At 72.1% G+C, this 21200-nt stretch carries 18 protein-coding genes; 3 read left to right on the top strand and 15 right to left on the bottom strand.

From position 1 onward, the window contains the following. Nucleotides 1–53 precede the first annotated feature (53 nt). The 7 genes from PSH03_RS06315 to glyA all read right to left on the bottom strand — a co-directional run bounded on the left by PSH03_RS06315 (nt 54) and on the right by glyA (nt 4687). A complete protein-coding gene (locus PSH03_RS06315; protein WP_210785818.1) occupies nt 54–875 on the bottom strand; it encodes a F0F1 ATP synthase subunit delta in 822 nt (273 codons plus the stop codon). Then, nucleotides 875–1414, bottom strand: a complete 540-nt coding sequence (locus PSH03_RS06310; protein ID WP_130404094.1) for a F0F1 ATP synthase subunit B — start codon at nt 1412–1414, stop codon at nt 875–877. The genes PSH03_RS06315 and PSH03_RS06310 overlap by 1 nt, the downstream gene beginning before the upstream one ends. A 28-nt stretch (nt 1415–1442) precedes the next feature. Further along, on the bottom strand, nt 1443–1685 hold the full coding sequence (locus tag PSH03_RS06305; protein WP_130404096.1) for an ATP synthase subunit C-like protein: 243 nt from the start codon (nt 1683–1685) through the stop codon (nt 1443–1445). A gap of 67 nt (nt 1686–1752) precedes the next feature. Next, nucleotides 1753–2550, bottom strand: coding sequence for a F0F1 ATP synthase subunit A (gene atpB / locus PSH03_RS06300; protein WP_210785819.1), 798 nt, complete (start codon nt 2548–2550; stop codon nt 1753–1755). Nucleotides 2551–2561: 11 nt separating this feature from the next. Next, nucleotides 2562–2798, bottom strand: coding sequence for an AtpZ/AtpI family protein (locus PSH03_RS06295; protein WP_210785820.1), 237 nt, complete (start codon nt 2796–2798; stop codon nt 2562–2564). 181 nt (nt 2799–2979) lie between these two features. Then, nucleotides 2980–3405 (bottom strand): ATP synthase subunit I, encoded by a 426-nt coding sequence (locus tag PSH03_RS06290; RefSeq protein WP_238688527.1) that lies wholly within the window; start codon nt 3403–3405, stop codon nt 2980–2982. Continuing rightward, complete coding sequence (glyA, locus tag PSH03_RS06285) at nt 3398–4687, bottom strand: serine hydroxymethyltransferase (protein ID WP_210785822.1); 1290 nt, start codon at nt 4685–4687, stop codon at nt 3398–3400. Before glyA ends, PSH03_RS06290 begins: the two co-directional genes overlap by 8 nt. Before the next feature lie 35 nt (nt 4688–4722). Between glyA and PSH03_RS06280 the strand changes: the two genes are divergently transcribed. Then, nucleotides 4723–6183, top strand: a complete 1461-nt coding sequence (locus tag PSH03_RS06280) for an SDR family oxidoreductase (protein ID WP_210785823.1) — start codon at nt 4723–4725, stop codon at nt 6181–6183. 205 nt (nt 6184–6388) lie between these two features. On the opposite strand, the gene PSH03_RS06275 is transcribed toward PSH03_RS06280, so the two are convergent. The 4 genes from PSH03_RS06275 to prmC all read right to left on the bottom strand — a co-directional run bounded on the left by PSH03_RS06275 (nt 6389) and on the right by prmC (nt 10813). Further along, nucleotides 6389–8500, bottom strand: a complete 2112-nt coding sequence (locus PSH03_RS06275) for a transglycosylase domain-containing protein (RefSeq protein WP_238688526.1) — start codon at nt 8498–8500, stop codon at nt 6389–6391. Between the two features lie 106 nt (nt 8501–8606). After that, entirely contained in the window at nt 8607–9218 is a 612-nt protein-coding gene (locus PSH03_RS06270) for an arsenate reductase/protein-tyrosine-phosphatase family protein (RefSeq protein ID WP_238688525.1), read from the bottom strand. Next, nucleotides 9219–9866 (bottom strand): L-threonylcarbamoyladenylate synthase, encoded by a 648-nt coding sequence (locus tag PSH03_RS06265; protein ID WP_091406475.1) that lies wholly within the window; start codon nt 9864–9866, stop codon nt 9219–9221. After that, nucleotides 9866–10813: a peptide chain release factor N(5)-glutamine methyltransferase gene (gene prmC, locus PSH03_RS06260; RefSeq protein WP_238688524.1), complete on the bottom strand. Its 948-nt coding sequence runs from the start codon at nt 10811–10813 to the stop codon at nt 9866–9868. Before prmC ends, PSH03_RS06265 begins: the two co-directional genes overlap by 1 nt. A 73-nt stretch (nt 10814–10886) precedes the next feature. Here prmC and PSH03_RS06255 point away from each other — a divergent pair, with 73 nt between their 5' ends. Beyond that, nucleotides 10887–12431 carry a GGDEF domain-containing protein gene (locus PSH03_RS06255; RefSeq protein ID WP_238688523.1) on the top strand — a complete coding sequence of 515 codons (1545 nt, stop codon included), beginning with the start codon at nt 10887–10889 and terminating at the stop codon, nt 12429–12431. Nucleotides 12432–12468: 37 nt separating this feature from the next. Here the strand turns inward: PSH03_RS06255 and prfA are convergent, their stop codons facing one another. Both prfA and rpmE read right to left on the bottom strand, forming a co-directional pair. Next, entirely contained in the window at nt 12469–13557 is a 1089-nt protein-coding gene (gene prfA / locus PSH03_RS06250) for a peptide chain release factor 1 (RefSeq protein ID WP_210785736.1), read from the bottom strand. Between the two features lie 133 nt (nt 13558–13690). Continuing rightward, entirely contained in the window at nt 13691–13915 is a 225-nt protein-coding gene (rpmE, locus tag PSH03_RS06245; RefSeq protein WP_030333150.1) for a 50S ribosomal protein L31, read from the bottom strand. Nucleotides 13916–14188: 273 nt separating this feature from the next. Between rpmE and PSH03_RS06240 the strand changes: the two genes are divergently transcribed. After that, nucleotides 14189–15085: a phosphatase domain-containing protein gene (locus tag PSH03_RS06240; RefSeq protein ID WP_238688522.1), complete on the top strand. Its 897-nt coding sequence runs from the start codon at nt 14189–14191 to the stop codon at nt 15083–15085. Nucleotides 15086–15129: 44 nt separating this feature from the next. On the opposite strand, the gene PSH03_RS06235 is transcribed toward PSH03_RS06240, so the two are convergent. Both PSH03_RS06235 and rho read right to left on the bottom strand, forming a co-directional pair. Beyond that, nucleotides 15130–18624: a phosphodiester glycosidase family protein gene (locus PSH03_RS06235; RefSeq protein ID WP_238688521.1), complete on the bottom strand. Its 3495-nt coding sequence runs from the start codon at nt 18622–18624 to the stop codon at nt 15130–15132. A 197-nt stretch (nt 18625–18821) separates the two neighbouring features. Then, nucleotides 18822–20984, bottom strand: a complete 2163-nt coding sequence (gene rho / locus PSH03_RS06230) for a transcription termination factor Rho (protein WP_238688520.1) — start codon at nt 20982–20984, stop codon at nt 18822–18824. Nucleotides 20985–21200 lie beyond the last annotated feature (216 nt).

Genomic DNA, 21200 nt, shown 5'->3' with positions numbered 1-21200 from the left:
GCCGCTCAGCGCCGGGGCGGCGAAGCCACCGCATTGCTGGGCGGCGGAGCCGCTCAGCGCTTCGCGAGCGCGTTGCGGGTCTCGTTGAGGCGGCGCAAAATGGTGCCGTCGTACAGGTCGGAGCCGACCCGCACGCTCACGCCACCCAGGACGTGGGGGTCCACCGTCTGCTTGACGGAGACCTCTCGACCGTATATCGCGCTGAGGCTCGCACCCAGCCGGCGCTCGTCCTCGTCACTCAACGGGGCCGCGACGGTCACGTACGCCACCTGCCGGTCGCGTCGCTCGGCGGCGAGTTCCACCAGCCGGGTGAGCGCGCCGGTGAAGGAGCGCCCGCCGTACCCGCCGAGTGCGACCTCGACGAGGCGGACGGTGACCGGACGGGCCTTGTCGGCGAGCAGCTCGCGAGCCAGGGTGGCCCGCTGCTCGACCGGGGCGACCGGGTCGGCGAGCGTGTTGCTCAGCGCCGACTGACCGGCCACTACCTGACCGAAGCGGAACAGCTCGTCCTCGACCTCGCCCAGCTCGCCGGCCTTGTCGGCGCTGGCCAGCAGCGCCTCCACGCCCAGCCGCTCGGCGCCGTCGAGCAGCTCCGACGGTGCCGACCATCGGCCGGCGACCAGCGACACGAGCAGGTCGAGCGCGTCCGCGCCGATCCGCCCGCCGAGCATGTCGCCGAGCAGAGCGCCGCGATCCTCGCCGGACCGGGACGGCTCGGAGAGCGCCCGGCGCAGCCGCGGCTCACGCCGCAGCAGGGTCGCCACGGAGAGGATGGCGTCGGCGGTGGAGGCCACCGCTGACGGCTCCGCGCCGCGGACGTACGCGTCGAGGCGCTCGGCCGCGACCTTGTACGACTCCCGGCTGGCGGCCTGCATCAGCGGGCCCCCGTGCTCTCGAGGCCGCTCAGGAACCGGTCGACGGTGCCCTTACGCCGCGCCTCGTCGGCCAGCGACTCGCCAACGATCTTGCTGGCCAGGTCCACCGCGATGGTGCCGACCTCCGCGCGCAGCTCGCGCACGATGGTGGCCCGCTCGGCGGCGAGCGCGTCCTTGCCCGCCTGGATGACCCGGTCGGACTCTTCTCGCGCCTTGGCGAGGATGTCCTGCCGGATGCCCTCGGCGTCGGCCCGCGCGTCGTCACGGATCTTGGCGGCGTCGGTCCGGGCCTCAGCGAGCTGGGCACGGTACTGCTCGAGCAGCTGGTTCGCCTCGGCCTGAGCAGCCTCGGCGCGCTTGATGCCGCCCTCGATCGCGTCGACCCGAGCCTGGAACGTCTGCTCCATGCGCGGGAAGACGAACTTCATCAGCACGAAGCAGAGCACGGCGAAGGCCACCGAACCGACCACGATCTCCTGCCAGAGCGGGATGATCGGGTTGTGGGCGGACTCACCACCCTCGGCGGCGAGGAAGTACATGGAAGACCTCCCGGTCGAAAGGGCTGGATCAGGCGGCGGAGCCGGCCCAGATGAAGCCGAACGCGATGCCCAGCAGCGCGAGCGCCTCGATGACGGCGAAGCCGATCCAGACGTACGGCAGGGTCATCCGGGACGACTCCGGCTGGCGGGCGGTCGACTGGATGTAGGCAGCGAAGACCAGGCCAACGCCGATGCCCGGGCCGATGGCGGCGAGACCGTAGCCGATGGCAGCGGTGCTACCGGTGACCTCGGCGAGAACGCTAGCGTCCATTGGTGTGGTTCCTCCTGGTTATCACACGTGACTCTCACGCGGGACGACAACGGATGGTGCGGGTGGATCAGTGCTCTTCGGCGAGCGCGCCCTGCACGTAGCTGGCGGTGAGGACGGTGAAGACGTATGCCTGCAGGCAGATCACCAGGAACTCGAGGAAGGTGAGCGCGATGGTCATCACCCAGGAGAGCACCGAGACCGGGGCCAGCCAGGCGTTGGCGCTCAGCATCGCGAAGCCGCCGAGCGTGAAGACCAGCAGGAGCATGTGGCCGGCGAACATGTTCGCGAAGAGACGCACCGCGAGCGAGAACGGCCGGACGATGAAGGTCGAGAAGAGCTCGATCGGGATCAGCAGCGGCAGGATGTACCAGGGTGCCGGCGGGATCAGCGAGTTCTTGAAGTACTTGACGAAGCCGTGCTTCTTGATGCCGATGTAGTTGAACAGCACGTAGCTGATGATCGCGAGAATCGCCGGGAAGGCGATGTGCGAGTTCGGCGAGATCTGGAAGAGCGGGATGATCGCGAACGCGTTCGTCAGCAACACGAAGCAGAACAGCGTCGTGAAGTAGGGAGCGAACCGCACACCCGCGTGCCCGATCATGTCGACCGCGATGTTGTTACGCACGAAGCCGTAGATCGACTCGGCGAACCACTGCTTCTTGGTCGGCACCAACTGCGGGTTCCGGTAGCTCGCCAGGAAGAAGATGATCAGGACGCCGACCGCGATCCAGACCATCGCCGTGATCTTGGTGAACCAGTACGAGTTCTCCGCACCCCAGGGCAGGATGCTGGGCAGGTAGAAGTCGTCCACACTGGGTGGGAATCCCGCCTGGCCCGCTGCCAGAACGTTCGCCTGTCCGAACACCGCGTCCCTTCCTAAGTAGGCGTGCCGAGTCGGCGGATGACCAGGATGATGCCCCCAGCCATACCGAGCACGACGCCGATCCCGGTGGCGACGCCGCCGGTGTCGAGCCACTGGTCAACAACCCAACCGATGAAACCCCACACGAGCATGCCTCCGATGAGGTAGCTGAGCGCGGTCCAACCCTGACCGGCACCGGACGGATAATCGTCCGGTTCACCGGCGGGACGGGGGGTTTGGTCACCAGCCATGACGGGGCGAACGATATCAGCCGGGAAGACGAGGCTGTGCCTCACCCCCCGCACAACCGTGGTTGTGTGGGCTTCTCGTGGGCGCCGTCGTCTGTGGGCACGCTACTCCCCTTCCGCCCGTCGGAAAATGACCGGAGGCCGACACATTGCCGCGCGTCCGAAAGGTGGGACGACCGTCAGGTCAACTCTGCGCCCGACGAGCGTGCACCGTGGTCAGCCACCAGATGTGCACCGCAGTCCACACTGCCACCCCGGCGACGATGCCGAGGCAGAGAGGGATCAACCCGGGCCAACCGGTCGACGCCACCGCCACCATCACCACACCCAGCAGGCTGAACTTCAGCACGTACAGCCCCAGGCCGAGCGGCAGCAGCAACTGCGGGTTGGTCTGGTCGGCCCGGGCCAGCACCACAGTGGTGAGGGTGTAGCTGAGCACCGTGACGCCCACGCCGGCCGCCGCGCCGAGCGCTGCCGTCACGCCGCCGGTCAACCCCCCCACCACGGCGGCGACCGCCGCGAGCGCCGCCGACGCGCCCAACAGCACCGGCAGGTGCCGCAGCCGCCACCGCCGGTCGGTGTCCGGCCCGACCACCCCGGGCTCAGCCACGGGGGTACGCCGGGAACGCCGCGACCAGCTCGGACACCTCGGCACCGAGCCGGGTCAACTCGTCGGCCCCGCCCGGAACAGCGGGATCGGTGCGCACCGCACGGGCGATCAGCGTCGCCACCTGGCGCAGCTCCCCCTCGCGCATCCCCTGCGTGGTGACGCTCGGCGTGCCCACCCGGATACCGGAGGCCACCATCGGGGGCTGCGGGTCGTACGGGATGGCGTTCTTGTTCAGGGTGATCGACGCGGCGTCGCAGCGGCGCTCGGCCTCGGCGCCGGTCACCCCCAGCTCCCGCAGGTCGATCAGGGCGAGGTGGGTGTCGGTGCCACCGGACACCGGGCGCATCCCCTCGTCGGCCAGCCCGGCGGCGAGCGCCTGGGCGTTGCTGACCACCTGCCGGGCGTACGTCTGGAACTCCGGCTGGGCGGCCTCGCGCAGCGCGACCGCCTTGGCCGCGACCGCGTGCATCAGCGGGCCGCCCTGGGTGAACGGGAAGACCGCCTTGTCGATCCGCTGGGCCAGCGACTCGCGGCACAGGATCATGCCGCCGCGCGGCCCGCGCAGCACCTTGTGGGTGGTGGCGCAGACGACATCGGCGTACGGCACCGGAGACGGGATCGCCCGACCGGCGACCAGACCGATGAAGTGCGCCGCGTCCACCATCAGGTACGCGCCGACCTCGTCGGCGATCTCCCGGAACCGCGCGAAGTCGATCAGGCGCGGGTACGCGGTGGCCCCACAGATGATCAGCTTGGGTCGGTGCGCCCGCGCCAGGTCCCGTACCTCGTCGTAGTCGATCTGCTCGGTGTCCGGCCGGACCGGGTAGCCGACCGGGTGGAACCACTTGCCGGAGAAGTTCACCCGACTGCCGTGGGTGAGGTGCCCGCCGTGCGGCAGGTCCATCGCCAGCACCGTGTCCCCCGGCTGCACCAACGCGGCGTACGCGGCCAGGTTGGCGCTCGCCCCGGAGTGCGGCTGGAGGTTGGCGTGCTCGGCCCCGAACAGCTCCTTGGCCCGGGCGATGCCGATCTCCTCGGCCCGGTCCACCTCGGCGCAGCCGCCGTAGTAGCGCCGACCCGGGTAACCCTCGGCGTACTTGTTGGTCAGCGTCGAACCGAGCGCGGCCAGCACCGCCGGCGAGGTCAGGTTCTCGCTGGCGATGAGCTGCAGGCCACCCCGCAACCGGTCCAGCTCGCCGAGGACCACCCCGGCGATCTCCGGGTCGGTGGCCCTGAGCTGCGCGAAATCCGGCCCCCAGAAGGTGCTCGTCTCGGTCTCCACAGCGAACGAGTCTAGGGGGCCGCAGACTGGGACCTGTGAGATGCCTCGTCACCGGAGCGACCGGCTACATCGGCGGGCGGCTGACGCCGCTGCTGCTCGCCGACGGGCACACAGTGCGCTGCCTCGCCCGCAAGGCGGTGCGGCTGCGCGACGTGCCCTGGGCCTCGGCGGCCGAAATCGTGGAAGGAGACCTCAGCCGACCGGAGACGCTGGCCGCCGCGTTCGCGGACGTGGACGTCGCTTACTTCCTGGTGCACTCGTTGGGCCGGTCCGACTTCGAGGCGGTCGACCGAACGGCGGCGACCAACTTCGCGGCGGCGGCGCGCGCGGCCGGCGTACGTCGAATCGTCTACCTGGGCGGTCCGTTGCCGGCGACCGACGCGGTCCCCTCGCCGCACCTGCGGTCCCGTGCCGAGGTGGGCCGGATCCTGCTGGGCAGCGGGGTGCCCACGGCGGTGCTGCGCGCCGCGGTGATCATCGGGTCCGGCTCGGCGTCGTTCGAGATGCTGCGGTACCTGACCGAGCGGCTACCGGCCATGATCACGCCACGCTGGGTGCGCAACCGGATCCAACCGATCGCGGTCCGCGACGTGCTGAGGTACCTGGTCGGCTGCACCGCCCTGCCAAAGGAGGTCAACCGGGGCTTCGACATCGGCGGGCCGGACGTGCTCACCTTCCGCGAGATGATGCAGCGCTACGCCCGGGTGGCCGGGCTGCGCCGGCGGATCATCGTGCCGGTCCGGGTGCTCACCCCGTCGCTCTCCTCGCACTGGGTCGGTCTGATCACCCCGGTGCCGAACAAGATCGCCCGCCCGCTGGTGGAGAGCCTGATCCAGGAGGCGGTCGCGGACGAACACGACATCGCCCGCTACGTCCCGGACCCGCCCGGCGGGCTGACCGGCTTCGACGACGCGGTGGCGCTGGCGCTGGTTAAGGTGCGCGACGCCCAGGTGGAAACCCGCTGGTCCACCGCGAGCGGCCCGGACGCGCCCGCCGAGCCACTGCCCACCGACCCGGTGTGGTCCGGTGGCACCGCCTACACCGACGTCCGGGAACGGGCGGTGGACGCAACACCAGCGGCGCTCTGGCGGGTCGTCGAGGGCGTCGGCGGCGAACACGGCTGGTACTCGTTTCCCCTCGCCTGGTCGATCCGGGGCTGGCTGGACCGGCTGATCGGCGGGGTCGGGCTGCGCCGGGGTCGACGCGACCCGCACCGCCTCCAGGTCGGTGAGGCGCTGGACTTCTGGCGGGTCGAGGAGATCGTCCCGGGCGAGCTGCTGCGACTGCGCGCCGAGATGCGGCTGCCCGGCCGGGCCTGGCTGGAGATGCGGGTGGTGCCGGCCGACGACGGTCGCAGCCGCTACCAGCAACGCGCCGTCTTCCTGCCGCGCGGCCTGCCGGGGCACGCGTACTGGAAGTCGGTGGCCCCGTTCCACGCGGTGGTCTTCGGCGGGATGGCCCGCAACATAGCCCGCAACGCCGAGCAGACCCCCTGACCGCACCCCGCGCCCCGCGCCCCGCGCCCCGCGCCCCGCGCCCCGCGCCCCGCACCCCGCACCCCGCACCCCGCACCCCGCACCCCGCACCCCGCACCCCGCGATCTTGCACTTTGTGTTGCTGATTTGCGGGCCTTGGCACCTTTTGTCGCGGCAGAAAGTGCAAGATCGGCGGGGTGGGGCGTGGGGGCGGGTGGGGTGGGGGTTAGTTGCCGGCTTGGGGTTGGGGTTGGAAGGCGGTTCGTTCGCTCGGCGGGACGAAGTCGCGGACCGGTTGGTCGCGCAGGGCGAAGGCGAGCACCTCACCGACCGCGTTCACCATCTGGGCCTGCACCGCCTGACCGACCGCGTCCCGGGGATCGTCCGGGTTCGCGGCCATCGACGCGACCGCGAGCTGCGGCGTGAACGCCACCACCGTCTCCGTCTCGTACCGCTCCGAACTGCCGGTCTTGCCCGCCACCGGACGGCCGAGCTTCGCCCGCAACCCGGGTGCGGTGGCGCCGTCGCAACGCCCGTACATCGACTGGTCGCCCACCGGGCAGCGGGCCGCGTCGATGGCCGCCCGCGCCACGTCGGCGTCGAGCACCTGTCGGCAGTCCGGCTTGGCGGCGTCGACCGGCCGGCCGCCCGAGTCGGTGATCGAGACCACCGGCAGCGGCGCACACCAGGTCCCCTCGGCCGCCACCGTGGCGTACGCGCTGGCCAGGTCCAACGGGGTGGTCGCGGCCACGCCCAGGGTGAACGGACCCCAGTCCTTCGCGCCGTAGCGGGCCAGCTTGGCGTCGGACTCGGCCCGCAGCACGATGCCGAGCCGCTCGGCCATCTCCACCACCCGATCGGCGCCGACCTTCTCGGTGAGCCAGGCGAAGTACGTGTTCACCGAGCGGCCGAACGCGCTCCACATGGTGCGGGGGCCGTCCATCGACGACGGGCTGGCGTTCGCCGGGCACCACCGTCCGTCGCAGCTCGCCTCCCCGGTCACCGGGAAGCGGGTGAGCAACTGGGTCGGCGCCACGAAATCGGTCGACAGCGGCAGGCCGGACTCCAGCGCGGCCAGCAGGGTGAAGAGCTTGAACGTCGAGCCGCCCTGGTACCCCTCGATCGCGCCGCCGCCGGCGATCAGCTGGTTGACGGTGTTCGGGCGGTTCTTCTGCCCGACCGGGTTGTCCGCCACGCTGTAGGCGCGGTTCACCGACATCGCCAGCACCCGCCCGGTGCCCGGTTGCACCACCGCGGTGGGCACCGCCTCGGCCCTGGTCGTCGGATAGATCTTCAGCACCTGCTCGGTGGTGGCCCGCTGCACGCCCGGGTCCAGCGACGACACGATGGAGAAGCCGCCCCGGCGCAGCGCACGCTGCCGCTCGTCGGCGGTCGCCCCGAACGCGGACTGACTGCTCCACCAGCGGGTGAACCAGTCGCAGAAGAAGCCCCAGTCGTTGTGCCCGTCGGGCACGCCCGTGCAGTCGTTCGGGGTCTCGCTGGGCCGCAGTTGCAGCGGTTCGGCGCGTGCCGCCGCCGCCACGTCCGCCGGTACCTGCCCGGACTCCACCAGCCGTTCCAACACGTACGACCGCCGGGCCACCGCGCTGTCGGCGTCGCCGTTGATCGGATCGTCGCTGTCGGGCGAACGCACCAGACCGGCGAGCAGTGCCGCCTGGGCCAGGGTCAGCTCGGCCGGGGAGCGGGAGAAGTACCGCTTGCTGGCCGCCGCGATGCCGTACGCCCCGGCACCGAAGTAGGCGATGTTGAGGTAGCGGGTCAGGATCTCGTCCTTGTCGAGTTCCCGCTCCAACGCGAGCGCGTACCGCATCTCCTGGAGCTTGCGGACGGTGGTGAGTTCGGTGGCGGCGTCCCGCTGCGCCTCGGTCAGCCGGGGGTCGTTGCTGAGTACGTTGCGGACGTACTGCATGGTCAGCGTGGAGGCGCCCTGCCGGGTCCGGCCGTCGCGCTTGTTGACTGTGAACGCGCGCACCACGCCCCGCAGGTCGACCCCGCTGTGCTGGTAGAACCGGACGTCCTCGGCGGCCACTATCGCCCGGCGCATCACCGGAGCCACCTCGTGCAGCGCCACGTCCACCCGATCCTCCTGGTAGAAGGAGGTGATCAGGGTGGTGCCGTCGTTGGCGTAGAGGTTGGAGCGCTGCGCGGTGGGCGGCGTCCGGAGCGTGTTCGGCAGCTCCGAGTACGGCGTCGACAGGGCGCTGAAGCCGATCCCGAGGACCAGGGCCACGGGTAGGGCGGCGGCGGCCAGCACCAACCCGGCCAGCACTCCGGCGATCACCACGGTCAGCAGTTTGTCGAGTTGGGCCCGGATCATCAGCTCTCCCCGCAGGAGCCGGTCACGCTAGGACCCGTTCAGAATGACCCGGAACGCCCCTTTAGCCCTGGGTTTTCCCCAAACCCGGAGGAAACTCGCACCACGCTCAGGGCAGTAGCACGCCGGCCAGCGGGTGGACCGTCTCCTCGATCTCGTCGGCAACCCGGCTGAAGCACTGGTCGCCACGACCCCATGGGTCGTCCAGATCATCGGTGGCCAGCGCCGAAGCGCCCAGCCGCGCGTCGTGCGCCGCCGCCACCAGGGCCATCCCCCGGGCGTACACGGCCTCCGGGGTGGCGTCGCCCGGCGGCAGCGCGGCGGCGTCCACAGCGGCCAGCAGCCGGCCGAACTCGCCCAGCACGAACGTGCGGGACGCCGCGTCCGGACGAAGCGCCACCACGTACTCCTGCTGGTCGGCGGTGGCGGTCAGGACCAGGTCGGCGGCGTCGATGTGGTCCGAGCGCAGCTTGCGCGCGGCGAACCCGGCCACGTCCCCACCACGGCCGGTGACCTGCCGTGCCGCCGGCGGGTTCATCTCCTCGCCCGCGTGCCAGCCACCCGTGCCGGCGCTGTGGCTGTGCACCAGCTCCTCGGCCTGGGCCGGGTCCTGCGAACGCCGGGTCAGCCGCTCCCGCACCGCCAGGGCCAGCAGCCGCTCCGCCATCGGCGAGCGGCAGATGTTGCCCATGCAGACGTGCAGAACAGTGAACGGGGGCACTCAGACCGCCCGACCGTCGACGAGATCCGGAACCACGTCGCGCAGCTTCTCCAGCGGGATCGCCCCGGCCCGCAGCAGCTGCGGCACCTCACCGGTCAGATCCACGATCGTGCTGGGCACCGGATCCGGGCAGGGGCCGGCCTCCAGGTAGGCCCGCACCGAGTAGCTGAGCTGGTCACGCGCCTCGTCGGCGGTGACCGCGGCCGGCTGGCCGGTCTTGTTGGCCGACGAGACCGCCATCGGGCCGGTCTCGCGCAGCACCTCCAGCGCCACCGGGTGCAGCGGCATCCGCACCGCCACAGTGCCGGTCTTGTCGCCGAGGTCCCACTGCAGGCTCGGCGAGTGCTCGACCACGATCGTCAGCGCACCCGGCCAGAACGCCTCCACGAGGTCCCGGGCGGCGGTGGGCAGCGAGAAGACCAACCCGTCAAGGGTGTGCCGCGAGCCGATCAGCACCGGCGGCGGCATCTGCCGACCCCGGCCCTTGGCATCGAGCAGCGCCTTCACCGCGTACGGGGTGAACGCGTCCGCGCCGATCCCATACACGGTGTCCGTCGGGAGAACGACCAGCTCGCCGTTCTTGACCGCCTCGATCGCCGCAGCGATGCCGCGGTCCCGATCGGCGGGCGACCGGCAGTCGTAGAGCATCACGAGGAGTCAGTCTGCCACGCCGCCCCGATCGGGGCGTGCTGGCCGTCCGCCCGTCGGGACGCGGTCGCGTAGCGGGGACGCCCGGTGAGGTCCGGATGCTCCGTCACGGCGGTGAAGCCGCCGTCGCGGGCGAGCAGCTCGGGCACCGCCGCGCCGTGGGTGTCGTCGTGCTCGACGCCGAACACGCCCCCCGGGCGCAACAGCACCGCCGCCCGGGCGACGACCGGCCGGATCACCACCAGCCCGTCCGCGCCGCCGAAGACCGCCTCCGCCGGGTCGTGCCCGGCCACCTCCGGCGGGACCACCACGTCGTCCGGGACGTACGGCGGGTTGCAGAGCAGCACGTCCACCCGGCCCGCCAGCTCGGCCAGCAGGTCCGGCGCTGTCACATCGGCCTCGACCACCTCGATCGGGCGGTCCCCCGCCGCGGCGCGCTCCGCGGCGTTGCGCCGCAGCCAGGCCAGCGCCGCCGGGGACCGCTCCACAGCGATCACCCGCGCTCCCGGCAGCTCCTGAGCCACCGCCAGCGCGATGGCGCCGGAGCCGCTGCACAGGTCCACCACCACCGGATCGGGCCGGCCCTGGGCCTGCTCGACGCCCCAGCCGGCCAACAGCTCGGTCTCCGGCCGGGGCACGAAGACACCCGGGCCGACCGACAGCTCCAGGTGCCGGAACCCGGCCCGACCGGTCAGGTGCTGCAACGGCTCGCGCGCGGCGCGGCGGCGCGTCAACTCGTCGAGCCGCACCAGCTGGTCGTCGCTCAGGTCGTCGGCGAGAGCCAACCGACCCCGGGGAACCCCGAGCACGTACGCCGCCAGCAACTCGGCCTCCACCCGGGCCGAGCCGACCCCGGCGGCGGCGAGCGCGCGAGCCGCTCGGGCCACCGCGGCGGACGCCCGGATGGGGCCTGTCCCTTCGGGGGGGTGTTGCGGCAAAGTACTCACGACATAATCATGAAGCGTCACGGGCGGCGTGACGAACAGGTGCGCCCAGGCGCGCACGACAGGAGGTTGGCGGGTGGGCTGGCTCGACCGGGTCGATGACCAGGTTGACGCCCTGACGCACGCCCGGGCGTTGCAGGAGGCCAGCCGCTCCGCGGAGGCGTACGTCCTGTTGGAGCGTGTGATCCGCACCACCAACGACCCGGCGGCGCGAGCGGACGCGATGGTGCAGCGCCTCTCCGCGCTGATCAATCTCGGTCGGACCGCGGAGTTCACCAGGGCCATCGAAGAGGCGTCGGCGGCGGTCCGCGACCTCGCCGAGCCCTATCTGCACGGTCACCTCAACGCGCTGGCCGCGCTCGCCGCGCACCACCAGGGCGCACTGGACCGGTGCGTCATGCACCTCGTCCGGGCGGCCCGGGCGCTGGGCGCCGTCGCCGACCCGGACCGGGACACCGCCTGGGGTTGGCACGACCTGGCCATGGCCTACAGCTACCTCAGCTTCCACGGGTACGCCCTGGGTGCCATCGAGCGGGCCCGGCAGCTCGGGCTGACCTCCGGGATCCCGGAGGAGACGTTCGCCGCGCCGGGCATCCGGCTGCGCAACGCCGTGGCCCTGGACCACAACGGCGACAGCGATGGTTGTCTGCGGGTGCTCCGGGACGTGGCCGCCGACCTGACCCGCTTCGTCCGCGCCGGGCGGGCCGGCCAGCTACGCCCGAGCAGCCTCGCCGCGTACGGCTACGCGGCGGCCCGACAGGCCGCGCTCGGTGACCAGGTGGCGACCGAAGGCCCCGAGCCGGCCCGGTTGATCACCCACGGCGGGGACAGCGCCCGCGCCCGCGACCTGCGTCAGCTCGGGCAGGTGTGCCTCGCCGTCGCCGACGGTCGGCCGATCGAGGCGGTCGCGCGACTGGACACCGTCCAGGTCTCCAACGAGACGCTCGGGGCGGCCGAGCCGGCCCGGCTGCGCAGCATCGCGTTGACCCGCGCCGGGGACCACCTGGCGGCGCACCGGGCCGACCGGCTGGCGTTCCGGCTCGCCGCGCAGCGCAACGACCGGCTGCGTGACGTCTACATCGACGGCATCGCCGCCCGCATCGACCACGAGGAGATGCGCCGCGAGGCGGCACGCTTCGAGGGCGAGGCGTTGACCGACCCGCTCACCGGGCTGCCGAACCGCCGCCGGCTGGAGCGCTACATCACTGCCGTGGTCACCCGCGGCGATCGAGTGGTGATCGGCGTCTGCGACCTGGACGGTTTCAAGGCGGTCAACACCCGGCACGGGCACCACTCGGGCGACCTGGTGCTGCAACGCATCGCCGGCGTGATCAACCGGGTGATGCGCCGGGGTGACTTCGTGGCCCGCTACGGCGGTGACGAATTCGTGGTGGTGTTGCCGGACACCGGCATGACCGAGGCCGCCGAAGTGGCCCGCCGGATCGAGGCGGCGGTCCGCCTGGAGGACTGGGAGTCGTTGGTCCCGGGCACCCCGGTCGGGGTCAGCATCGGCTTCGCCGAGGTCTCCGGTGGCAGCGGGTTACGCGACGCGCTCAGCGTCGCGTTCGAGCAGGCCGACCGCGAGATGCTCCGCGCCAAGACCCGCCCCCGCGCGAGCTGATCGGCCCCCGCGCGAGCGGGTCAGCTCGGTGCCGCGGTCAGCGGCGGGTCAGCTCGGTGCCGCCGGCGAGCCGGGCGGCCCGGTCGGCCTCGGTGAGGGCGTCCAGCACCCCGTCCAGCTCGCCGCCGAGGGCCAGATCCAGGTTGTACGCGGTGTAGCCGATCCGGTGATCGGTGATCCGGTTCTGCGGGAAGTTGTAGGTGCGGATCCGCTCCGAGCGGTCCACGGTGCGCACCTGGGCCTTGCGCGCGTCCGAGGCGGCGGCGTCGGCCTGTTCCTGGGCGGCGGCGAGCAGCCGGGCCCGCAGGATCCGCATCGCCTGCTCCCGGTTCTGCAACTGGGACTTCTCGTTCTGGCAGGAGACGACGATGCCGGTCGGCAGGTGGGTGATCCGCACCGCCGAGTCGGTGGTGTTCACCGACTGGCCACCCGGGCCGGACGAGCGGAACACGTCGATGCGTAGTTCGTTCTGGTCGATCGTGACGTCGACGTCCTCGGCCTCCGGCAGCACCAGCACCCCGGCGGCGCTGGTGTGGATCCGACCCTGCGACTCGGTCACCGGGACACGCTGCACCCGGTGCACGCCGCCCTCCCACTTGAGCCGTGACCAGACGCCGTTGCCGCCGTCCGGCACACCCTTGGTCTTGATCGCCAGGGAGACGTCCTTGACCCCGCCGAGGTCGGAATCCTGTGCGTCGATCACCTCGGTGACCCAGCCGTGCCGCTCGGCGTACCGGGTGTACATCCGCAGCAGGTCACCGGCGAACAGTGCCGACTCCTCGCCACCCTCACCGGCCTTGATCTCGACGATCACGTCCTTGGCGTCGTGCGGGTCGCGCGGAATGAGCAGCTCGGCGAGCCGCTCCTCCAGCACCGGCAGAGACCCGGCGATGGCGTCCGCCTCGGCCGCGAAGGACGGGTCCTCGGCGGCCAACTCGCGAGCCGCGGCCAGATCGGCGCGGGCCTGCTCCAACTCGTCGGCGGCCTTGTGCAGCGGCACCAGCTCGGCGTACCGGCGGCCGACCCTGCGCGCGGTGGCCTGGTCGGCGTGGATGGCCGGATCGGCCAACCGCTTCTCCAGTTCCGCGTACTCGTCGAGAAGGCCGGCCAGACGCTCGCTGCTCATGCTGCGGATGCTCCTTCGACGGTGCGCGACGACCGGGCCGGGGCCGGGAGGCCAGCGGCCGGGCGGAAATGGAGAAAAACGCGGACGGCGCCCGCGTCCGGTGAGAAACCGGACGCGGGCGCCGAACGAGGAGTTACTTGGCCTTCTTGGCCTGAACCTTGGCGTACTTCTGCTGGAACTTCGCGACCCGGCCGGCGGTGTCGAGAACGCGCTGCTTACCGGTGTAGAACGGGTGGCAGGCGCTGCAGGTCTCGGCGTGGATCGCCCCGCCCTTGGCGGTGCTGCGGGTCGTGAACGTGTTGCCACAGGAGCAGCTGACCTCGGTGGTCACGTACTCCGGGTGGATGTTTGCCTTCATCGCCTCGGTCCTCTCGTTGGTGGTCGCCGGGTCGCCGTCATCGCTCGTCGCGCCGTACGCGACGGGCTCGGGCGTGAACCGGAACCGGTGGCCGATTGACCAGTGTGCCATGGGCCTGAGCCGACCCGGTAGTCGGGCCGCACACCTCGTCCGGCATCGTCAACACGTGCCTACCCGTCCGCATTCCCGCCGCCCGGCGGGGCATTCGCGCACCCGGCGGATCGCCGCCGGGTACCCCGGCCGGGGTACGCCCGTCGAGCCGGAGGTGCGCCGATGACCCGCCTGATCGCCACCCGGGGCCTGCCCGCCTCGGGCAAGACGACGTTCGCCCGCACGCTCCAGCCCTCCGTGTCGCGGGTCAACCGGGACGATCTGCGCCGGATGCTGCACGGTGAACGGTTGTTCACCCAGTGGGCCGAGGCGCAGGTGACAGCAGTGCAGCAGGCTCAGGTCGAGGCGTTGCTGCGGGCACGAGCGAACGTCTGCGTGGACGACACCAACCTGCGCGCGCGGACCCTACGGGGCTGGGCCGAGCTGGCCGCCCGCCACGGCGCGGACTTCGAGGTGCACGACTTCACCGACGTGCCGCTGGACGAGTGCCTGCGCCGCGACGCCGCCCGTCCGGCCGCCGACCAGGTCGGCGCGGACGCGATCCGCCGGCTGCACGAGCGGTACCTCCAGGGGCGGGAGCTGCCGCTGCCGGTGCCGCAGGCCCGCACCGGACGCCCCGCCGTGGTGCACCCGCCGTCGGCCGAGCCACCGGAGATCGTCCTGGTGGACATCGACGGCACCGTCGCACTGGCCGTCTCCCGCAGCCCGTACGACATGACCCGGGTGGGCCAGGACCAGCCGAACAGCGCGGTGATCGCGGCAGTCCGGGCGATGCACGCCGCCGGGTACGGGGTGGTCTTCTGCTCGGGGCGGGACGCCTCCGCCCGCGCGGCCACCGAGGCGTGGCTGGCCCGGCACGTCCGAGTGCCCTACCTGGGACTACACCTGCGGGCCGTCGGCGACTCGCGGAAGGACTCGATCGTCAAGCGGGAGATCTACGACCGGGAGATCCGGGACCGTTACCGGGTGGCCGGCGTCTTCGACGACCGTGTCCAGGTCGTCCAGATGTGGCGATCCCTCGGTCTCACCGTCTTCCAGGTGGCCGACGGCGACTTCTGAGGTGTCCGGACGGGCCCCCAGGCGTGGGGGCCCGTCCGGACAGTTCACCCGGTGACGGTGATGGTGGCCTCGGCACGGGCGCCGTTGACCTCGACAGTCAGGCGTATCGGCGCGCCGGGCCGAAGTGCCGTCAGGGTGCCGGTGGCCGGGTCGAACCGGGCGGTGTGCCAGGGACGCACTCCGGCCGCCGAGCCGACGTGCACTCCCGGCGAGGCCGACCAGTCGGCGCTGACCGGTGCGGCCACCGGGACCGTACGCCCGCCGGGCTGGGTCAGCGTGGCGGTGACCGCCGCTGGGGTGCCGACCGCGACGCTGGCCGGGGCGGCCATCGTGAGGCGGTCGGTGTGCGCGTGGAACTCCGCGTCCACCCAGCGCGGGCCTTCGGCGAGCGGGTCACGGCGGGCCCGGTCGGCCTCGGCCGGGGTCACCGGGTCCACGCCGAACTCCGTCCAACCGGTGAAGCCGCCCTGGTCGGCAGGGGTGGACGGCGTCTTGCCCGCATTGCCGTTGATCACGTACGGCACCCCGTCCACCCGGTCGGCGTGGAAGGTGCCGACGTGCCCGCCCACGAACAGCGCGCCCTTGCCGGTGCGGTGCTGGAAGTCGGCCAGCCATTGCTCCAGCAGCGCCGCCTCCTTGCGGTCGCCGAGCTGGCTGGCCTGCGCCGGGCTGGGGTCGCGCGGCGGGTGGTGGTGCAGGACGACCACCGAACCCACGCGGCGGTCGGTGGCCGCCGCGTCCAGCGCCTCGCGGAGCATCCGTACCTGGTCGAAGCCTCCGCCGCGCAGCGTCCCGGTGGACGAGTTCAGCGTGACGAACCGGGTGCCGTTGTAATCGAACACCCGGGAGGTGGCACCGAACACTGCCGCGAAGTTGCTGATCGGAGCGCCCATGATCTCGTGGTTGCCGGGCACGTAGTACCAGGGCAGCGCGTCGCCCAACTCCTCGTCGAGGATCCGCCGGGCCAGCGCGAAGTCGGCCGGGTAGGCGGTGTCCACGAAGTCGCCGTTGATCAGGAGGAAGTCCGGCCGGGCCGCCCGCACCTCGCGCAACGTCCGCCGGGCCTGGGCGACCAGGTCGCTGTCCGGGTCGGCGGCGACGAACTGGGCGTCGGAGAGCACCGCGAACCGCCACGGCGCGCCGTCCACAGTGCCGTCGCGGACCACCACCCGATCGGTACGCGGGGCCGCCTCCGGCACGTCCACCGTCGGGGGCACCTTCGCCACCAGGTCGTCGATGATCACCTCGCTGGTGTACTGCGCCGCGGCGTTCGTCTCGGCCACGTAGAAGCGGCGTACCCGCACCGGGTACTGCACCCCGGCCGGCACCGCGAACTCCACGTACCGCCAGCCGGTCCAGGTGATCAGTGGGCCACGCAGCACGTGCTGGGTGTCCTGGGCGTCGTGCAGGTGCAGGCTGGGCCACTCCCCGGTGCCGTTGCCGTGGATCCACATCCCGAAAGCCTGCGGCTGACCGGGCACCTCGATCCAGGCCGGCGGGTCGGCGTACGCGGCCCGCGTGCCGGTGGACCGGCTGAAGTCGTACGACATTCGCAGTCCGGTGCCGGTGTGCCCGGGTGCCGGCGCCACCGAACCGCTGGCACGGGCCTGGCTGAACCGCCAGGACGCGGCGTCGTCGAACCCGGCGACCGGCACGTCGGTCAGCCCGACGGTGACCGGCAGGACAACGCTCGAGCGTCCGACGTGAACGGTCACCAGTCCCGAGCCGGTGGCCCGCAACGCGGCGATGGACAGGTTGCCGTCCCCGGTGGGGGTGATCCGCAGCAGATTCCGGTCGTAGTCGAGGGTGAGGTCTGCCGGCTCGATCGGCGCGGTGTTGCCTTCGGCGTCGTACCCGACCACGCCGACCACTGCGTCACCGTCGCGGCCGGTCAGCCCGACCCGCGGTGCGGTGGCGCCGATCCGGGCCAGCGGGCCGAGCACTGTGAGGTTCACCGAGCCGCTGGCCCGCCCCCGTGCGGCGGTGACCGTGCTGGCCCCCGGCGCGCCGGCGCGGAACACGCCGTCACTGTCGACCCGGCCGCGTACCGCCGGGGTCGCCCGCCAGGTGGGGGCGCCCGCCGCCGGGCCGTACGTCTCGTCGTAGCCGGATGCGGTGAGGGTGCGGGTCAGCCCCGGGAAGACCCGGTCGGGCCGCCCACCTCGCACCGGTGAGACGCCCGGGGCGGCGGTGGGGTCGCTGGCCGTCTCGACCCAGTAGCCGGTGAGTCGCCCGCTGCCCTTCGGCGCGTAGATGGCCAGGCCGTTGGGCACGGCCCGTTCACTGCCGTCGGAGGGGCCGTTCTCCAGCTGTACGGCGGGCGCGCCCGGCTCCCGGGCCAGCAGCGTGGACGATCCCCCACCATCGAGGTTGAGCGCGTGGTGGGCGCCCAACTCGGCCATCATCCGGCCCATCTCGGTCTGCGTCACGCCGCGGCTGTCGACCTGACGGCCGTCCACCGTCAGCATGATCATCTTTCGACCGTCGGCGCTGAATCCGACAGCGGTGCGCGGGGCGAGGGTCGGGTCGGCGATGCTCTGCACGACGCCGTCGCGGACCAGGACGTTGCCGCCCCCGACCGCCGCGTGCAGGGTGCTGCCGTCGGAGGGCTTCGGCCGCCAGGCCACCGCCACCGGGTCACCGGGGCGCAGGCCGGCCAGCGCGTCCGCGCCGAGGTCCCGGCCGAGCAGCACGGTGCTGCCGGCGACGATCGGGCCACTACCGGCCACGCTCCCCACAGCGGCCACCCGACCGCCGGTCACTGTGACCTCGACCACCCGGGCCGCGCCCTCCACGGCACGCTGCCGGGAGTACGTCCCCCACAGCTCGGTGAAGGCGCCGATGCCGTCGGCCTGCACCATGTTGTTGAACTGGGTCAGCGGGACCGGCCCGGTGGGCAGTGTGGCGCTGCCGTCGAAGTTCACCTCGATCACCCGCCCGAGCCCGTTCGTGGTGACCGCCACCGCGTTGCGGTGACCGCTGACCCCCGACTGGATCAGCTCGCCGTCACGGATGCCGACGCCCTGGGCGGCGCCGGAGTTGTTGATGTCGAAGAAGTCGCCGTTGACAGCGGCGACCGCGTGCGACTGGTCCACCGCCTTTCGCAGCGGCTCGGCCCGGCTGACCGCGCCGGAGTTGACGTAGTCGACGGTGGAGCCGCCGGCCAGGTCGGTGGTGAGCGCGTCGGCGCGCAGCCAGCCCTCGGCGTCGTACCGGTCGAAGGACGTCAGCTGCACGCCCGGCGCGACCGGCCGGGTGGCAGTCGTGGTCTCCAGCCCGCCGGCCGGCTCCAGACCACCAGCGCCGGCGGTCGGGGCGGTCGCGACTGTCGGGTCGGCGGCCAGGCTGACCGAGCCGCCCGGGCCGGAGGACGCGGGCGGCGCGTCCTCCGCGATGGTGGGTGAGGCCACGGACCGTGAGGCCACGGTGGGCGAGTCGATGGTGGGTGCCGCGGTGGCCGGCGGCGACAGGGCCAGGGCGAGCAGCGGCGTCAGCAGCAGGACGCCGGTGCGGCGGGCGGATCGTCTGCGGGTACGCATGGACGACAGTCAACCCGGCAATGAATAGAAGTTTCAATACCTGTCGACTGAACCGAAGGAAAATTTCCAACACCTCACCGAGCGGGCGTCATCTCCCGCCCGCTGCGGCTCCCGCCGACTGCGGGTGTCGGGCCCGGGGACATGACGAAGGGGCACGGCCGCGATGGCCGTGCCCCTTCGTCGTCACCCGGGGATGGTTACTCCCCCGGCGTCGACTTCGCGATCTGCATCAGGAACTCGATGTTCGTGCGGGACTGCTTGAGCCGGTCCAGCAGGAGATCCATCGCGGCCTGCGAGTCCAGCGAGTGCAGCACCTTCCGGAGCTTGTGGATGATGGCCAGCTCCTCCGGTGCGAGCAGGACCTCCTCCTTACGCGTACCGGACGGGTTGATGTCGATGGCCGGGAAGGTCCGCTTGTCGGCGATCTTCCGGTCCAGCTTCAACTCGGCGTTGCCGGTGCCCTTGAACTCCTCGAAGATGACCGTGTCCGCCATGGACCCGGTCTCCACCAGCGCCGTGGCGATGATGGTCAGCGACCCGCCGTTCTCGATGTTGCGGGCCGCGCCGAGGAAGCGCTTCGGCGGGTACAGCGCTGTGGAGTCGATACCACCCGACATGATCCGGCCGCTGGCCGGCGCCGCCAGGTTGTACGACCGACCGAGCCGGGTCACCGAGTCGAGCAGCACGACGACGTCGTGCCCCAGCTCGACGAGGCGCTTGGCCCGCTCGATGGCCAACTCCGCCACAGTGGTGTGGTCCTGCGGCGGACGGTCGAACGTGGCCGCGATGACCTCGCCCTTGATCGACCGCTGCATGTCGGTGACCTCTTCAGGCCGCTCGTCCACCAGCACCACCATCAGGTGGCACTCCGGGTTGTTGCGGGTGATCGCGTTCGCGATCGCCTGCAGCACCATCGTCTTACCCGCCTTGGGCGGAGACTGGATGAGTGCCCGCTGGCCCTTGCCGATCGGCATGACCAGGTCGATGACCCGGGTGGTCAGGATGTGCGGCTCGGTCTCCAGCCGCAGGCGCTCCTGCGGGTAGAGCGGGGTGAGCTTGTAGAACTCCGGACGACGCCGGGCCTCCTCCGGCTCCATCCCGTTGATCGTGTCCAGCCGCATCAGCGGGTTGTACTTGTCGCGCCGCTGGTCGCCGCTGTTGCCGCCCTCGCGGGCCGCCCGCACCGCACCGGTGATCGCGTCACCGCGGCGCAGGCCGTACTTCTTGATCTGGGACATCGAGACGTACACGTCGTTCGGGCCGGCCAGGTAACCGGTCGTCCGCACGAAGGCGTAGTTGTCGAGAACGTCGATGATGCCGGCCACCGGGACGAGCACGTCGTCCTCGTTGACCTGCGGCTCACGCCCGCCGGTCTCGGCACCGGTCTCGGTGCGCTCGCCGCGCCCGCGGCGACGGTCCCGGAAACGGCTGCGCCGGCCGCGCCGGCCGCCACCCTCGTCGTCGTCGTCGCTGTCCCGCTCGGCACGCTGACCACGGTCGTTGCGGTCGTTGCGGTCGTTGCGGTCACCGCGGTCGGGTCGGTCGTTGCGCTCGGCACGCTCGCCACGATCGGCACGCTCGCCCCGGTCGTTGCGCTCGCCACGATCGGCACGCTCGCCCCGGTCGTTGCGCTCGCCACGGTCGGCACGCTCGGTCCGCTCGCCACGCTCGGTCCGTTCGCCACGGTCGGCACGCTCGGTCCGCTCGGCACGCTCGGCACGCTCGGTCCGTTCGCCACGCTCGGTCCGCTCGGTCCGCTCGCCACGCTCGGTCCGCTCGGTCCGGTCGGCACGCTCCGGACGCTCAGCCCGGTCGCGGCGGTTCTCGCCACGGTCGGCCCGCTCGCCGGCTTCCGCCTCGTCGGTACGCGTCTCGGTCGCCCGCGCCTCAGTCCCCCGCGACTCGGTCCCCCGCGCCTCAGCGGGGCGAGCCTCGGTGCTACGGGCCTCCGCAGTTGCGGTCCGGCTCCGTCGGGTGCGGCTACGGCCCTCGGTCTCGGCGGCCGGCTCGGCCGGCGCCTGCTCGGCACCGCGTCCTTCGGCTGCCGGCCGGTCGGCGGTTTCCCGCACCTCGGCACGCACTCCCTCACGGGTCGGGGCGGCCGCGGCCGCGACCTCGGCCCGTGGTCGAGGGGTCCCGGCGGCGTTGCCGCCCTGCCGCTCGGAAATCGCGGCGATCAGCTCGCCCTTGCGCATGCGAGCCGTGCCGGAGATGCCGAGCGACGCAGCCAGGCTCTGCAGCTCTGGCAGCAGCATCGCCGACAGACCGGTGCCGCTACGCCGACGACGGGCGGGAGCGGCTGCGGTGGCATCGCCAGCGACGTTGGAAACATCCGACGTCACGTCGGTGGTGTCGCTCAATGGATTCCTTCCCTCGATAAGGCCGGGACTGCCCGGAGTCGGAGCTCAGGTGGCCGGGCGGCCTCGGTGCACCCGCCTCGCAAGGACGCGTCGCGGGAGTCTGTGACACAGCAGCCGGTCGGTATCCCGACTCACCAACGTCGGTGAGCAGGTCTCGCCGTCTGCGGCGACCTGTGGAAACTGCGGTGCGGCGTGGGCCTTTGGCAGGGGTAGACG

Source organism: Micromonospora salmantinae (assembly GCF_022230905.1).
GTDB classification, from domain to species: domain Bacteria; phylum Actinomycetota; class Actinomycetes; order Mycobacteriales; family Micromonosporaceae; genus Micromonospora; species Micromonospora salmantinae.
This window is presented reverse-complemented; position numbering and strand designations above follow the sequence as displayed.